This is a genomic window from Pseudomonas sp. 6D_7.1_Bac1 (genome assembly GCF_025465945.1).
GTDB lineage: Bacteria > Pseudomonadota > Gammaproteobacteria > Pseudomonadales > Pseudomonadaceae > Aquipseudomonas.
Genome location: NZ_JANLNW010000021.1, coordinates 62657 through 79021, shown reverse-complemented (window position 1 = coordinate 79021; position 16365 = coordinate 62657). Strand labels below are relative to the sequence as shown.

Here is a 16365-nt window from a genome sequence, read left to right as displayed (position 1 = left end):
AAACAGCTCGAGCGAATGGCTCGACATCCGCCCATGGGTGCGGCGCAGGTAAGGTTTACGCGGGTGAAACGCGGCGATAGGCACGGCAAAGCCGCGCACAGCCTCTCCCCGAGGGTGTGCAGGTACATGTTCGATCCCTCGAAAAGACAAGTGATATCAATATGATGGCCGCATGGTAATTTGCCATTATTGTGACGTCAATAAGACAAGTACAAGTTTGTTGCAAAATATGTCTTGATTGACACGTGCACTCACAGCTCAAGCTTTATCGTCTCGGAAGCCAGCGGGACTCCTGAGGGCGCTGAGGTCAGGCTCGATCTCACGATCGCCATAGGCTGAATATGCAAAAGCCCGGACACGTGTCCGGGCTTTGGTTTTTTTCGCGAAACAATCCGCGCCTACAGATGGGCGGCGGGAGGAGTACTGCGGGGAATCGCTGACGGTAACCACACCGAGACACACAACCCGCTGCTTGCCGCCTCATCGCAATACCCCAGGCGAATCCGTGCCCCGTTGCGCTCCGCGATCGCCTTGACGATGGACAGCCCCAGCCCGGAGCCCACTTCATGACTCCCCAGGCTGCGATAAAACGGATCGAACACACGCTCCCGTTCCTCATCCGCGATACCGGGGCCGGAGTCCTTGATCTGCAACAGCGTACCGCCCTGCTCCATGCCCACCGAAAGATCCACCCGCCCACCTTGAGGTGTATAGCGAATGGCGTTATCAACCAGGTTCTTGACCACAGCGAGCAGGTCAAACTCGTTGATCAGCACCTGCACGTCCTGTTCGTCCTCGACGCCGATGTCGATCTGCTTGACCTCGGCCAGCGGCAGCAGGTCCTCCAACACGCGACGATAAATGCCATGCACGGAAATCGGCGACACGGGCAGCGTCGAGGTCGACTGTGCAGTGGCCAGCGCCAACAGTTGTTCAATGAGGTTCTTGCCGCGCTCGATCCCTCGCCGCAACACAAACAGACGCTCCCGGGCCAGTGTCGACATGTCGGCGTCGGCCAGGCGTTCGGCTTGCAGGGACAGGGCCGTCAAGGGTGATCGGAGTTCGTGGGCGGCGTCAGCGACAAAGCGGCGCTGGGTTTCCATCGACTGAGCCACGCGGTTGAGTAATCGATTGATCGCCAGCACGAAGGGACGGACTTCGGCGGGCAGATGATTTTCGTCAATAGGGTGCAGTTCCTGCTCGCCGCGCTGGTCGATTTCAGAAGCCAGTACCGCAATGGGTCGAAACAGCTTGTGCACCAGATCGGCAACTACCAGCAAGAGCACGGGAAACAGGATGAGAAACGGCAGCAGGCCGCGCCAGGCGCTCTCGCGGGCGTCCTTGTCGCGCGCGCCGGTTTCCTGCGCGACGGCGATGCGTTGGCCACCGGCCATGGTTTTGACCAGCACACGAAACGGCTCGCCACCGACGTCCAGCGTCGACAGACCGTCGGCCAGCGTGGTCGGCAATGGCAGCGGCGCTCCGGTCTCAATGTTGCCCGACGCTTTGTTGCCATCGGTCAGGTACTGAATGATGACCCTGGATTCTTCATCGTCGCCTTCGATCCTGCGGCCATGCTCCGGATACGTCAGCGTCATCCGCTGACGCTCGAACAGCACGGCCACCTGATGCAGGGTATTGTCCTGCATTTCCAGGGCTTCATCGAAGGCCGAGACGAAAGCGAAAATACCCGCCACGATAGCGACGATCAGGATAGCCAGCGACAGGGAAACGGACAGCCTGACCCGGACCGACTCACTCAGTCGCTTTTTGAAACCATCCATCCCATACCCCTGACATTCTTGATGACGTGGCTACCCAGCTTGCGACGCAGTGCATGGATCAGAAACTCCACCGCATTGCTTTCCACTTCATTGCCCCAGCCATAGATACGGTCTTCGAGCTCGCTGCGCGAAAGAATCGCGCCCGGCCTGATCAACAGCGCCTGCAGCAGCGAGAACTCACGGCTGGAGAGCTGGACGTCAGGGTTTTCTTCGGTGCTGGCTTGTTTCGAGATCGGGTCCAGCGACACCACGCCGTTGCTGAACACCGGCAGCGCGCTGCCACCTTTACGGCGCAGAACGGCGCGCATGCGGGCCAGCAATTCCGCCATTTCAAAGGGTTTGAGCAGGTAGTCGTCAGCGCCGCCATCGAGACCGCGCAAGCGATCGTCGAGGCTGTCGCGGGCCGTGATGATCAGCAGTGGAACGCCATTGTTGCGGGCACGAATGCTGCTCAATACCTGCAGTCCGTCCTTGCCGGGCAGGCCGAGGTCAAGCAGCACCAGATCATAATGTTGAGTGTCCAGCGCCGTCAGGGCGGTCAGACCATTCGTGACCCAGTCAGCGGCATAACTGGCATCTTTCAGTGCGCCCTGGATCGCGTCCCCGATCATCGGGTCGTCTTCGACCAGTAATATCCGCATGTCCCTCTCCGGTGATAAGTGAGGCTCGACACTCACGCGGGTATGCACCTGCGTGAATGTCGAGCCTGCATTGAATCACCTGTTCAAGCGTGCGCGAAGCGATTTATTTGTAGAGAAAACCGTCCCCTGCGCGGCTTGCCGCCATTATTTCCCTTGCAGCGAGTTGAAGGTTTTCAGCAATACATCCATTGCTGCCTTGCAGTCACTCTGTTTCGGGCTGTCGGCGCGCAAGGCCTCCAGTGCACTGTCGATGGCCTTGTCCAGCATATGCCAGTCGCTGGCAGCACGCGGTTTAAGGCCGGCTTCGGCGGAGTCCCAGGACAGTTCCAGGTCCTTGATTCGGGTTTTCGCACCTGACAAGTCGCTCTTGCCAACGAGCTCGGCGACATTTGCCGCAATGTTCTGGAATGCCGACAGGTCGCCCAGTTTCGAGGCCGAGCTCGGGGTCGCGCCGGCCTGAACGCTGGCCGCGCTCGACGTAGCACTCGATTTAGGAGCGTCGGCAGGTTTCGAACACCCGGCGGCCAGACCCAACACGACGACGGCTGAAAGGATGGCGGCTTTACGAATGGCGGTTTGAACGTAGAACATGATTATTCCTTGATAGGCTTTAGAACGAATTATTCAGTGACGAGGTTGCGATTGCCGGCGTTCATCTGCGCGGCGGCTACCAGAATCAGGATGACGCTGAGGAACATGGCGCTGGTCCACATGGCGCCCATGCCGAGGCCGCCATACGTCTTGGCTTGAGTCAGCAAGTCGCCCAGGGAGGCACCGAACGGACGGGTCAGGATGTAGGCGATCCAGAAGGTCAGGACTGCATTGCCACCCAGGCGCCAGGCGGCGAGCGTCACGGCGATCAGCGTGCCGAAAATCACCGCGCCCAGTGTGAAGCCAAGCCCCAGTGCCTCGGTGGCCAGGTCGCCGGCCGCCGTGCCCAGCGCAAAGGTGCAGAGCACCGTTGTCCAATAGAACAACTCCCGGCGTGGCGTGACGATTTCATTGATGGACAGGCTGCGCTCCGACCTGTACCAAATCAGGAAATTGATCGCCAGCAGCACTGAAAATACGGCCGTGCTGGCGTAGAGGCTGATGCCCAGTTTGTCGGTGAGCACATCGGTAATCTGCGTCCCGACGACACTGACCAGCACCACCGTCAGCCAGTAAATCCAGGGGGTATAGGCGCGAGTGCGAAGTTGGCCGAACAGTGCGATCGCCAGCAGTACGGCCATGCCGATACTGGTCACGCTCTGCCCCAGCCCTGCATCGACGGCAAGAAAGTCAGCGCCCGTTTCACCCACGGTGGTGGACATGATCTTGATGACCCAGAACGACAGGGTCACTTCGGGGACTTTGTTGAGCCAGTCAGCTTTCGTAAGCGGCTTCATGTGGGTGCTTCTCCTTAACAGCGCTGCAATTGGCGCAAAGGAGAGACTACGCAGGCAAACTTAGCTGGGACTGAGGAACCTCGAATGTCATCCATTAACCAGATTTAAAAGCCCGGCAAGACCGACCCTCTGCGCCCGCCCCCGTTTTCCAACCGGGAGCGCGGCGCTCACAAGGCTGCCATCGTCATTTGTCATCCTTCTTTTCTACCGACGATGGCGGCCGGTACTCAGCGCTCTCTTCAGCGTTGGGTGCTTCGGGGAGATGCCCTGGAGTGAACACATGGGTCTGCAAGTCTTTGGCATCGATTTCGTTGACACCCGTTACCGAACGGGCCAGTTCTACCACTCGCTCGCAGTCTTTATGGGTATTAACGCGGCCGCTCAACGCCACCGTACCCGCATGGGTTTTGACATTGACATGCAGACTCAGAGTCGGTTCTGAAAAGGCCAGAGCCGATTTCACCCGGGTCGTAATCCACGCGTCGTGAACGGTCATCCCCAGATTATGCGAGTAATGCTGGAAGGAGTGAGTTTTCATGGCAGGACCCTCTCTTTTGTAAACAGACGTACCTATCGTCCCATTTGCGGTGCTGCCCTTTGCCAATCAGGCGAGCATCATGGATACCTGACTCGTTTTTGAGTGCTCGCCACGCAAACGCGGGCACAGGTTAATTATAGTGTGTGGTCGGAGCATGGCCTTGTAGACGTCCACCTGGGTCGTGCTGTTTGAATGCGGTACGTTAATTGTCGTACGTAACATCCTGCCGCCATTGCCTTTCAATGAAGTTTGATCGGCAGAATAACCAACGGAATACCCTCAAAGTGCAGCCTGCGCTGCAACACCAAAGGCGTCTGGTTGTGCAGCCATTCGGTAAACCACCACCCTTCCGGCAGGATGAGTTTGTTGCTGAAGCAGACACACTCGGGCAAACGGGGAACGACGTCCTTGAGCAGTCCTTCCAACTCGGCAACCGGGTCAATTCCATAGCCGATCCGATGAGTCGCACTGACCCCACTCTTGGTGCAAAAGGCTTCCAGCTGGTTCATTGATTGATCCATCAGGGCTCTCTTTTCTTGCATCGTATCCAGCGGGCCCAGCACATCGGCTTCAACCTTGATGATCCCGATAAAGAGGATGTTTTTGAATCTGCCCGGAAACAGTCTCTGCACCCATAGAAACGTATGGATCCCCGCCCCCCAATGCTCCGTGGCCAGAATCACCGCTGTCGGACTGCCTGGAAACGGCTCCACCCCACGGATTGCCGATAACGTTTGAGCGGGCAAGGCAAAGTCGGTATCCATCTGTATGCGCAGCTTTTCCACCCGGCGGTAGTGGCGTCGAACAACGACACAGCCAGCGATGATGATCAGCGTCAAACAAAGGGTTGCCCACCCGCCCTCAAAGAATTTTTCAGTGAGCGTCACCAGCAAAATTCCAGTCGCCACCGTGAAACCTGCGGCCGCAATGAGTATCCGGCTGATCCAGCGACCCTTGAGTTCATGCCGGTGCTGCCACCAGTAGCGACACAGCCCGGCCTTGGCCAGGGCAAGACTCAAAAAGACATTGATGCTGTACAGCACAATGAGCAGCCCGAGCGAGCCACGCGACAAAACAAGAACAATCAACGCGCAACCTCCGACGAAGACCACGCCATTCTGTCTGACCAGGCGGTTCGAGAGATTGCAAAAACGATGGGGCAGCCAGGAGTCGGCGGCCATGTTACCGAGCAGCGACGGCGCAAAAATCAGGATGGAGTTGGCCGCAACGAAAAGGATTGCCCCTTCGAGCACAAGGGTGAGCAAGAGCAGTGCATTACCGACGTTTGGGTCGATCCCGAGTTGGTCGATGATCGCTTTGAACACGACAGCATTCAACGTCTGCCCATAGGTCGGTTCAACATTCCACAAGGTATATAAAAGGACCATGCCGCCGGCGGTGAACGCCAGCGAGATGCCGACATAGAGCAACGTCGCTCTGCCGGTTCGGACCCGAGGTTCGGCCAGCAGGTTGACGTTATTGGCGACCGCTTCAGGCCCCGCATACGTACTTCCTCCCAGGGAATAGGCGCGTAGAAACAACGCCGCGACCATAGGCCAACCCAGATCATGTGAAAGTGCCGCGGTGTCGGCCGTGCTCTGCACCCACGTCGTGACCAGACCGCCAGCCTTCGACACGACGCCATAGATAATCAGGGCGCCGTGCATCAACAAGAAACCCAGTGCAAGCGGCAACAGGAAGCGTATCGAGTCCTGAATGCCACGCAGATTCAAAACAATCAGCAACAGCACCAGACCGATCTCGACCAGCAACTTATGCGCCTGGGCTTCGGGCGCGAGCAAGCTGAACAACGCATCTGTGCCGCTCACCACCGATACCGCAATGGTCAACACATAGTCGACGAACAAGGCGGAACCTGCCACCACACCGAGCCGGCGTCCCAGCAGCTTCGACACGATCTTGTAGTTCCCGCCGCCCGAGGGAAACAGCTCGACCACCTGGCTGTAGGCCAACGAAATGATGAAGACCGTCGCCACGGTCGCCAGTGCGAGGAACAACCCCAACTCGGGGTGGGCACCCAGTGCAAGATAGGCTTTCTCCGGGCCGTAACTGGCAGAAGACAAACCATTGGCCCCCAACCCGGCCCAGGCCAGCAGCGCGACCAGCAGAATATGACGCCGTGCATCCGGCGCCAGCGGGTCCCGTGCAGGCCCGATGATCCAGCCGGGTACTCGTTCCAGTTTGAGCATAACCGCCACCTTGAATTGATCGAGTGCAGCCTGGCACCCGGTGGATGAGTCCATTACCAGTGATGCTGTGCTCACAAAGAGGAATTGACTGACCTTGCGACACCTGAACCTGAGTGTAGCTACAGTTGCGACAACACTCTTTACCCAACTTTCACGCCTCTGAGAGCCCAACCCCAGAATCACTGGACTTGCATAAAAAGCACATCACTTGACGCGCTAATCATTTACGGTTTTTTTACGTAATTACCGACAAAAACAATGTCGCCATTATTTGGACGGATTCACGGTTACCTATACTGACACTGCACGAACAAAACATGAAAGCCCGCCATTAAAGCGGCCCTGAAACGATCTAAGTATAGAGGGTAACATCTATGCTTCTAACAGCACTCATGCTCGTTATCATGATCGGGTTTTATCTGTTTTTCGGTGTATTGATCAGTTTTTCCGAAAGGGTCATCACCACATCGAAAACCACGGACAGCAGTCATTCCCTGCCTGCGCTGCCTGACCGGCATTGAACTCCAGCCCCCCTATCGTCACGAGCCAGACAAAAAAGACCAGGTCGCAGCACGAAACGGTACGAAGTGTTAGTTCGACTGTTTCCCGGCAACGGCCAGAATTTCAACTATCACCAGGAGAATTCGACATGGCTATCGACGTGCTTCTCGCCGTGGTCCTTGTAGTCATCATTTACCTGTTCTATGCGGTCATACATCCGGAAAAGTTCTAACGTGCCTATTTATTAATAATAGAAACATCAGACTGTTCCGCTGATTCAGGAGTTAACGCGATGTCGCATATATGGCTGCAAATCATCATTACACTGGTGGCCACACTTGTACTGAGCATCGTGGTCGGACGGTATCTGGCCAAAGTCGTCACTGACCAGAAGACGGTGTTCGATCGCGTGTTTGATCCCATCGACAACTTGACCTATCGGCTGATCGGCAAGCAGGCATGCAGCCAGCCGATGAACTGGAAGCGCTACACCATCAACATGCTGGCGACCAACCTGGTCATGGCCATTGTGATCTACCTGGTTCTGGTCTTTCAGAATTTCCTGCCGCTGAACCCGCAGAATTTTGCCGGCATGGAGCCGATTCAAGCCTTCAATACGGCGATCAGCTTTATCACCAACACCAACTGGCAGAGTTATGGCGGTGAAAGCACGCTGTCGAACTTCAGTCAGATGGCGGCCATTACCTTCCCGATGTTCACCTCGGCGGCCACCGGCTTCGTGGTTGCCATTGCCTTTATTCGTGCGTTGCTGGTGAAAGACGGCGGCGCCAACCTCGGCAACTTTTACCGCGACATGATCCGTTTCACGACCCGCGTGCTGTTGCCGATTGTATTGCTGCTGAGCATTTTCCTGATCTGGCAAGGCGTGCCACAAACGCTGGACGCCAGCGTTGCCCTGAGTCCAATCCAGGGCGGGCATCAGACGCTGACGCTGGGCCCGGTTGCCGCGCAAGAGGCGATTGAAAACCTCGGCACCAACGGCGGCGGATTCTTCAACGTCAATGCGGCTCATCCGTTCCAGAACCCGACGCCGCTGACCAACTTTGTCCTGCTGCTATTGATGGCCAGCCTGCCCGCTGCCTTGGTGGTGATGTTCGGCTGCATGATCAAGAACCATCGTCAAAGCGCGGTGATCTACGGCGTCATGGGCCTGATGCTGGTGGGCTTCCTGATTCTCTGCGTAATACCGGAACAGGCAGGTACACCGCTGTTGCAACAGTTGGGTATCGAAACCCACGCCAGCGCCTTGCAACCGGGCGGCAACATGGAAGGCAAGGAGGTTCGCTTCGCGATATCCCAAAGCAGTCTCTACGCGGCCTATACCACAGCCTTTACCACCGGTTCCATCAACTCCATGCACGACAGTTTCACCCCCATGGGTGGCCTGCCGACCCTGGTGCAGATGATGTTGCAGTGTGTCTTCGGCGGTAAAGGTGTGGGCTTCCTGAACTTCCTGATCTACGGCTTGATCGGGGTCTTCGTCGCCGGCTTGATGGTGGGGCGTACGCCAGAATTTCTCGGCAAGAAAATCGAGAAGCGCGAAATCATTCTGGTGTCGCTGGCGTTGCTGATTCACCCGCTGGTGATTCTCGCCCCTTCGGCGTGGTCCATGGTCATGCCTTACGGTGTGTCGTCGCTCGGTAATGCCGGCGCCCACGGCTACTCGGAGGTGCTGTATGCGTTCGCCTCGGCAGCTGCGAACAACGGCTCGGCCTTCGGCGGACTTAACGCCAATACGCCCTGGTACAACAGCGCGATTGCCGTCGCGATTCTCATTGGCCGTTATCCACCCATCATCTTTCTGATGGCGGTGGCCGGCTCGCTCGCGGCCAAACCGACCATCAAGGCCAGTGTCGGTACGCTGCGCACCGATACACCGCTGTTCGGCGCCTGGTGGCTGGCCACGATCATGATCGTGGGCGCCCTGACCTTCTTGCCGGCGCTGGTCCTGGGACCGATCGCCGAGTTTTTCGCCATGAACAAGCATTTGCTGTTCTAAGTGGAGACAGATATGAAAGCTCAAAAAGCACTACTGCTGAACCCGCGTCTGACCAGCACTGTCCGTAAAGGCCAGCGCCACGGCTATAACGCGGAGCTCCTCAAACTGATCCTCGTCGAGCCATTGAAAAAGCTCGACCCGCGCCTGCAGATCAAGAACCCGGTCATGTTCGTGGTCTGGCTCGGCACACTGGTGACGGCCGCCTTGACGGTGAACCCGCAGTTGTTCGGGCCGTCTCACGCCTCCTCGCTCTACAACGGGGTCGTGACCTTCATTCTGTTCATCACCGTGTGGTTTGCCAACCTGGCCGAAGCGATGGCCGAAGGCCGTGGCAAGGCCAAGGCCGCGTCGCTGCGTCACACCACCTCGGAACTCAACGCGCTACGTCTGCTGGACAACGGCAAGACCGAAACCGTCCCGGCCGCCGCGCTGCGCAAGGGCGATCTGGTACGGGTCAATCGTGACGAACTGGTGCCCACGGACGGTGAAGTCGTCGAAGGCGTGGCCTATGTCGACGAGTCGATGATCACCGGGGAATCCGCGCCAGTGGTCAAGGAGCCCGGCTCTGAGGTGGCGTCCACGGTGACCGGCGGTACACGGGTGATTTCCGATTCGTTGGTCATCCTTGTCACCGCATCGCCAGGGCATACGTTCCTTGATCGCATGATCAGCCTCGTCGAAGGCGCCAAGCGCCAGAAGACCCCGAACGAAATTGCGCTCACCGTGCTGCTCTCGGTGCTCACGCTGATCTTTGTGATCGTGGTGACCGCCATTGCGCCGGTCGCGGCCTACCTCAACGCCCAGATTAACGTTGCGGACCTTGTCGCCCTGATCGTCGCGCTGATCCCCACCACCATCGGCGCCTTGCTGTCCGCCATTGGTATCGCCGGTATCGACCGCACCATGCGCTTCAACATGCTCGCCATGTCCGGCAAGGCGGTGGAGGCCGCGGGTGACGTCAATACGCTGCTGCTGGACAAGACGGGCACCATCACCATGGGCAATCGCCAGGCGACCGAGTTTCTGCCGGTCAGTGGCTGCTCTCGCCACGAGCTGATGCAGGCGTCTTACCTGGCCTCGTTGTTCGACACCACACCGGAAGGCAAGTCCACCATCGCGTTCGCCACAGCGCAGGGGGCGCACAGCGAAGCCCGCCAGGAAGAAGCGGTGGGCACGGACTTCTCGGCGCAAACCCGCATGAGCGGTACCGATATGGGCGATGGCCGCGTGATCCGTAAAGGTGCCGTCGATTCCGTAGTGTCTTACGTCAAGGAAAAGTACGGCACGCCGACACCTGCGGATCTGCGGCGTATCGCGGAAAGTGTGAGCAAACTCGGCGCGACACCTCTGGCGGTTGCTGTCAACGGTCGCATTCTCGGCATCATCACCTTGTCGGACGTGCTCAAGCCCGGCATCCGGGAGCGTGCGGCCGAACTGCGCGCCATGGGTATCCGTACGGTGATGGTCACCGGCGACAACCCGACCACGGCGAGCGTGATCGCCGCCGAAGCCGGGCTGGATACGTTCGTGGCGCAAGCCACTCCTGAAGACAAGCTCAAGCTGATCCGTTCCGAGCAGGCCCAGGGTCACCTGGTCGCCATGACCGGCGACGGTACCAACGACGCACCCGCGCTCGCCCAGGCGGATGTCGGTCTTGCCATGTACACCGGCACGATGCCGGCCAAGGAAGCGGCCAACATCATCGACCTCGATTCTGACCCGACCAAGCTGCTCGATCTGGTCAGCATCGGCAAACGCATGCTGATCACCCGTGGTGCGCTGACCACCTTCTCCATCGCCAACGACGTGGCGAAATACTTCGCCATTCTGCCGGCGCTGTTCATGGTCGCGTTGCCAGGCTTGGCGGTGCTGAACGTGATGCATCTGGCGACGCCACAAAGCGCCATTCTCTCCGCCCTGATCTTTAACGCACTGATCATCCCTGCGTTGATCCCTCTGGCCTTGCGCGGGGTCAAGTTCATGCCCAAGAGCGCGGAGTCAATGTTCTATCGCAACCTCATGGTCTACGGCGTCGGCGGGCTGGTCGCGCCGTTTATCGGCATCAAGCTGATCGACCTGTGCCTGACACCGTTCCTGTAGGAGTGAATGACAATGAACACTGTAGTGTTAACGGCTTTGCGCATCACGGTGGTCACCTGGGTCCTGTGCGGGATCCTCTACCCCTTCGCGGTCACCGGGCTGGGGCAACTGATCTTCCCGGCGCAGGCGAATGGCAGTCTGTTGAAAAACGCCCAGGACCAGGTCATTGGCTCAGCGCTGATCGGTCAACAGTGGGATGCGCCGCAGTGGTTCCACGGCCGCCCCTCCGCCACCACGGACACGGACCCCAAGGACCCGACCAAGACCGTACCCGCGCCGTATAACGCCGCCAGTTCCTCGGGGTCCAACCTTGGCCCGACCAGCCAGGCCCTGAGCGATCGGCTGACAGCCGATCGCAAGGCGCTGGAGAAAGACCAACCGGAGCTGATCGGCCAACAACTGCCCTCCGACATGCTGACCACGTCCGCATCAGGCCTGGACCCGGAGATCAGCCCGGCCAACGCCATGTTGCAAGCCAGCCGTGTCGCGCAACTGCGTGGCATACCGGTGAATGACCTGCTGAATCTGGTGAAGGCCCATACCGTTGCCCCGACCATGGGTGTATTCGGCGAGCCACGGGTGAATGTCATGGCGCTGAATCTGGCCCTGCAAAAGGATTATCAGGCCCATCAATAAACCCTGCTGGAGGGTGCGCTACCGAACAGACCCACCGCAGCAGCTGAGTCAATCTAGCGATCGTTGCCAACGAGGAGGCACGACTCATGACTCAGCATTTGCAAATACCTTTATACCGACGACTGGCAGCAATGCTCGTCATTGGCGCGGTGGCGGCTGCCGCGCTACCGGCCCAAGCGGAGCAAGACAATCACCGCGAGGGCGATGGCCGGCAGGTTTACCATCGCGACAATCGTGGTGGCCATGACAACCATCGTGACTATCGCGGTGGTGGTGGCGGTGACTATCGCGGTGGCGGTGGCGGCGGAGATTTGGGTGCGGTACTCGTTGGCGCAGTATTGGGAGCAGTGGTCGCGGGTTCGGTTCGGGCGCCGCCCGCCGTGATTTACCGGGAAGCCCCTCCGCCACCGCCACCGGGGGTCAGGTACTACTATCCCAACACGTACAACTCCAATGGATACCCTCCACCCGGCTATTAAGCTGCGTAGCCGCATGAACCCCGAGCGACCGCCGCTCCCACTGATATATCCCATGCAACGGTCGTCAATTCGACAATTCAATCCGGATATAAAGACATGAAAAACTTCGTACTTAAAGCGGCTATGCCTGCAGCGTTGATGCTGGCATTGCTCACCACTCCTGTCTCTGCGCAGACGACGGCAGCGAGCAGTTCAGGCACACCGTCACAGCCTGCTGCCAGTCATACCAAAAAGCACGTAGACGTTGTAGAGAAGAGGATCAAGGAGCTGCACGCCAAGCTGAAAATTACCGACAAGCAGTCAGCGCAATGGGATGCCTATGCGCAAACCATACGCGACAACGCTAACAACGCCGATAAAGCCTTTCTGGAGCGTGCGGAAAAACTGCCATCCTTTACTGCCGAAGACGCGATGGCGTCCTATGCCAGATTAGCCCAACTGCACGCGGACAATATGCAGAAGCTTGCAACGACGTTTAGCGCTCTCTATGGGAGCTTTTCCGACGATCAGAAAAAAAATGCCGACAAACTGTTCCGCTATGAACAGGATAAACGGGAGGACCGGCACGAGGCGGCAAAAAAATCTAATTGAGTCGTCCTTGCTGCACAGCGACGCTCGCGCACGGCCCGCAAAACTTCGCCCCGGTGGCATTGGCGAACAGCTAGGCTGTTGCGCAAGATCCGCAAGACCTGTTGGAGGTTTCCCATGCAGCTCGAAGGTTCCTGCCATTGCGGCGCGGTGTCGTTCAGTCTGAGCAGTGCCCACCCCTACCCGTATCAACGCTGTTATTGCTCGATTTGCCGCAAGACCCAGGGCGGTGGTGGCTATACGATCAACCTCGGAGGCGATGCCGCCAGCCTCAAGGTGCGTGGGCGCAAGCACATCGCGATTTACCATGCGCGACTTAAAGAAGAAGGCGATAAACGCGCCCACAGCAGCAGCGCCGAGCGGCATTTTTGCTCGTTGTGTGGCTCTGGATTATGGCTATTCAGCCCCGAATGGCCCGAGTTGATTCACCCCTTCGCTTCAGCCATCGACACTCCGCTACCGGTACCGCCTGAGCACACACACTTGATGCTCGGTTCAAAAGCCCCGTGGGTCGAAATCGAGGTACATCCCAAGGATCAGCAGTTCGAGGTTTACCCGGAAGAATCCATCGCCCAGTGGCACGAACGACTGGGTTTGAGTCGATAGCGCGTTAACAGTCTTTGACAGTTTCCCGACAAAGCTCTCAAAGATTGCCCGCACCCGCTCCCCTAGCATGGCGGTATCCAATTTTCCGCTGGGTGCCCCATGCATCGCTCGATTTGCAGCATCCCCTTGCTCGGCCTTCTGCTCGGTAGCATTGGCTGTAACGGTCAGCCGCCGCCCTTGCCGGTCATTCAAAAAGGTGACTACAACGCCATTGTTCGTTACCTGAAAACGCAGATACCGCAGGAGATGGAGCGGTACAACGTGCCGGGACTATCAGTAGCGCTGGTGGACGGGCAACAGTTGATCTGGGCCCGTGGGTTCGGTTACGCCGACAAGGTGCGCGGGATTCTGGTGAGTGAAAACACCGCATTCCGTGCCGGGTCGATTTCCAAACTGTTGACCGCCAGCGCGGCCCTGCAATTGGTTGAAACCGGGGCGCTCGAGCTGGACGCACCGCTGCAGAACACCCTTAAGGAATTTTACGTTCGCTCGCGCTTTCACCCGGACCAGCAGGCCGCCGACCGGGACGTGACTCTGCGGCGCCTGCTCAGCCATCAAGCCGGGATGCCCGGCGAATACCTGCGCGGTTTGCGTGAACCCGATGGTCTTGGCCAATTGCCGATGCGAGTCTCCGGTCTGTGGCTGAGCAACCCACCCGGCAGTCAGGTGGCCTACTCCAATCTCGGCTATGCGCTGGTCGGCGCGGCAATCGAGCGCAGCAGCCGGCAGGACTTTGAACGTCAGTTGCAGCAAAGCCTGTTGCGACCGCTGAAGATGAGTCAGTCGAGTTTCATCGGCACCAGTGAGCAGGCGATCTTCCGCGCCCGGGGTTATCAGGCCGGAACCGATAGCGCCGACCATGAAATCCGCGACATCCCGGCCGGCGGCCTGTGGACCAGCCCGCGCGACCTCAGCCATTACGTGCAGATGCTTTTCGCCGAGGGCCAGTACAAAGGCCAGCAAGTGCTGACGGCGGAATCGATCAAGGAAATGTTCCGCCCGCAGAATGCCGGCAATTCGCTGGATTTCGACTGCCAGATCGGCCTCGGCTGGTTCCTCTCGCCGTGCGGCGACGAAGTCGTCAGCCCCGGGTTGCGCCTCGTGCAGCACAGCGGTTCAACCGGCGACTTCGTTGCACAACTGAGCGTACTGCCGGAGCAACAACTGGCGGTGATCGTCATGAGCAACGCCGACAGCGGCGAGGACATGGTTGCGCCATTGGCGACCCGAATACTGCGCCTGATGCTTCAAGCCCAGGGCCACCCGGACGTTGCCGTCGACAACGCCGATGCATCCCCCGTGCACTTGAGTAAACGTAGGGTTCCGGCGCCTGCCGACCGCCAACGCCTGTCCGGTTTTTATGCGACAGCCTGGGGCGTGTTCCGTATCAAGGATGACGGCGAGCGGCTGTATGGCGAGTTGTCCGGCAACCGCTTCGAACTGCTGCGCGACAACAGCGGCTGGCTGCGGGCACAGAAAAAATGGCTGGGGTTCTGGTTGCAGGATCTCGGGCAACTCGGGCGCGTTCAACTCGACGTGATGAGCGTCCAGGGCCGGCAAATTCTGACGCTGAAAAGTCACGGGCAACTGCTGCCACTCGGCGAGCGCATCGAACCGGTGCCGTTGTCATCCGGTTGGGAACACACGGTCGGAACCTATCAGGTGCTGAACAGTGAAAGCCCTGACGCGTCCCTGAGCCACCTCAACATTCGTCTCGAAGAAGGTTTTCTGGTGGCCAGCGGGCAGGTTCACGAACAACCGCTGGCCGACTACATCCTCACCCCTGTCGACAACGCCCACGCGGTGGTCGCAGGCATTGGCCGAGGTCTGGGCGACACCGTAAGCCGCCAGATCAACGGCATCAGTGCCCTGGGATACAACTTCAAACGCATCAACCCTCCCCACAACTACCTGAGTTTCTGACCTCCCATGAATCCCCTGATCAGCCCCAAAACCTTTTGCCTGTCGCTCGCCTCCATCTGCCTGTTGGCCTCGACCGACCGCCTGCAGGCCGAAGACTGGCACTACAGCGTAAAAGCCGGTGTTGGCAACGCGCCACGCTATAGCGGCAGCGATGAACGCGTGACCGCGCCGCTGCTGGGCGGTGAAATCGTCAGCCCTTATGGCCTCTTCCTCGACACCGAACGTGGCCTGGGTTGGCAGAACGAATGGGGCAACCTGGCATTCAGCACTTACATTGGTCGGAGTGAAACGCGCAAAGACCGAGAATCGAAGTTCAAGGGCTCGGACCATCTGGACGGCATGGGCTCGATCAAGTCCCGCGCACAACTGGGCGCCAGCCTCCACTACACCTTGGGCAAAGTGGTCGTCGGCGCCACCCTGGAACACGCACTGAAAAAGAGCGATGACGACCGCGACACCGATTCCGCCTACAACCGACTGGAGCTGAGCATCAGCACCAACCTTTACGAGGGCGACTACGGTAGCCTCGATGGCAGCCTCAATAGTGTGTTTGGTGATGCCGACTACGTGCGGACCTGGTACGGCGTGAGCACGACCCAGGCTTCACGCAGTCAGTTCCGTGCCTACGACACCCATGGCGGGATGGTCAGCCGAGGTGGCGCGCTGACCTGGTCGGTACCGATCAACGACCAGACCGAGTTCTCGACCGTGCTGGCCATGCAGTATCTGAACGGCGATGCGGCGGACAGCCCGATCGTCGAACGACGGATGCAAACGTCGTTGGCTGGACAGGTGAAGTACAGTTTCTAACGCACAACTCCTGCACACGCACAGGCCCCGTAGCAGCTGGCGCAGCCTGCGTTCGGCTGCGAAGCAGTCGTGAACCCGTCGAACCGGATTCCAAGGTGAGAGACGGGATTCAGGTTTTACGGCCGCTGCGCAGCCGAACGC

General features: G+C 58.8%; 15 protein-coding genes. 9 read left to right on the top strand and 6 right to left on the bottom strand.

Annotated elements, in window-relative coordinates:
* Positions 1–398 precede the first annotated feature (398 nt).
* The 6 genes from NTD87_RS06585 to NTD87_RS06560 form a co-directional block, all read right to left on the bottom strand.
* Positions 399–1784: an ATP-binding protein gene (locus tag NTD87_RS06585; protein ID WP_262112720.1), complete on the bottom strand. Its 1386-nt coding sequence runs from the start codon at positions 1782–1784 to the stop codon at positions 399–401.
* Complete coding sequence (locus NTD87_RS06580) at positions 1760–2425, bottom strand: response regulator transcription factor (protein ID WP_262112719.1); 666 nt, start codon at positions 2423–2425, stop codon at positions 1760–1762. The genes NTD87_RS06585 and NTD87_RS06580 overlap by 25 nt, the downstream gene beginning before the upstream one ends.
* Before the next feature lie 144 nt (positions 2426–2569).
* Positions 2570–3016, bottom strand: coding sequence for a hypothetical protein (locus NTD87_RS06575; RefSeq protein ID WP_262112718.1), 447 nt, complete (start codon positions 3014–3016; stop codon positions 2570–2572).
* A 29-nt stretch (positions 3017–3045) separates the two neighbouring features.
* Positions 3046–3813, bottom strand: a complete 768-nt coding sequence (locus NTD87_RS06570) for a hypothetical protein (protein ID WP_262112717.1) — start codon at positions 3811–3813, stop codon at positions 3046–3048.
* Between the two features lie 184 nt (positions 3814–3997).
* Positions 3998–4351, bottom strand: a complete 354-nt coding sequence (locus NTD87_RS06565) for a BON domain-containing protein (RefSeq protein ID WP_262112716.1) — start codon at positions 4349–4351, stop codon at positions 3998–4000.
* A gap of 239 nt (positions 4352–4590) precedes the next feature.
* Positions 4591–6561 carry an APC family permease gene (locus tag NTD87_RS06560; RefSeq protein WP_262112715.1) on the bottom strand — a complete coding sequence of 657 codons (1971 nt, stop codon included), beginning with the start codon at positions 6559–6561 and terminating at the stop codon, positions 4591–4593.
* Positions 6562–7210: 649 nt separating this feature from the next.
* Between NTD87_RS06560 and NTD87_RS28040 the strand changes: the two genes are divergently transcribed.
* The 9 genes from NTD87_RS28040 (at position 7211) to NTD87_RS06520 (ending at position 16224) form a co-directional block, all read left to right on the top strand.
* Positions 7211–7294, top strand: coding sequence for a potassium-transporting ATPase subunit F (locus tag NTD87_RS28040; protein WP_410017473.1), 84 nt, complete (start codon positions 7211–7213; stop codon positions 7292–7294).
* 60 nt (positions 7295–7354) lie between these two features.
* Complete coding sequence (kdpA, locus tag NTD87_RS06555; protein ID WP_262112714.1) at positions 7355–9082, top strand: potassium-transporting ATPase subunit KdpA; 1728 nt, start codon at positions 7355–7357, stop codon at positions 9080–9082.
* Between the two features lie 12 nt (positions 9083–9094).
* A complete protein-coding gene (gene kdpB / locus NTD87_RS06550; RefSeq protein ID WP_262112713.1) occupies positions 9095–11182 on the top strand; it encodes a potassium-transporting ATPase subunit KdpB in 2088 nt (695 codons plus the stop codon).
* A gap of 12 nt (positions 11183–11194) precedes the next feature.
* The gene (gene kdpC, locus NTD87_RS06545; RefSeq protein WP_262112712.1) at positions 11195–11818 is read left to right on the top strand and encodes a potassium-transporting ATPase subunit KdpC; all 624 of its coding nucleotides are present in this window, start codon (positions 11195–11197) and stop codon (positions 11816–11818) included.
* 86 nt (positions 11819–11904) lie between these two features.
* Positions 11905–12297, top strand: a complete 393-nt coding sequence (locus NTD87_RS06540) for a hypothetical protein (RefSeq protein ID WP_262112711.1) — start codon at positions 11905–11907, stop codon at positions 12295–12297.
* Between the two features lie 96 nt (positions 12298–12393).
* On the top strand, positions 12394–12888 hold the full coding sequence (locus NTD87_RS06535) for a Spy/CpxP family protein refolding chaperone (RefSeq protein WP_262112710.1): 495 nt from the start codon (positions 12394–12396) through the stop codon (positions 12886–12888).
* A gap of 114 nt (positions 12889–13002) precedes the next feature.
* Positions 13003–13491, top strand: coding sequence for a GFA family protein (locus tag NTD87_RS06530; RefSeq protein WP_262112708.1), 489 nt, complete (start codon positions 13003–13005; stop codon positions 13489–13491).
* A 99-nt stretch (positions 13492–13590) separates the two neighbouring features.
* Positions 13591–15414 carry a serine hydrolase domain-containing protein gene (locus tag NTD87_RS06525; RefSeq protein WP_262112707.1) on the top strand — a complete coding sequence of 608 codons (1824 nt, stop codon included), beginning with the start codon at positions 13591–13593 and terminating at the stop codon, positions 15412–15414.
* A gap of 6 nt (positions 15415–15420) precedes the next feature.
* On the top strand, positions 15421–16224 hold the full coding sequence (locus NTD87_RS06520) for a MipA/OmpV family protein (RefSeq protein WP_262112706.1): 804 nt from the start codon (positions 15421–15423) through the stop codon (positions 16222–16224).
* The last annotated feature ends 141 nt before the right edge of the window (positions 16225–16365 follow it).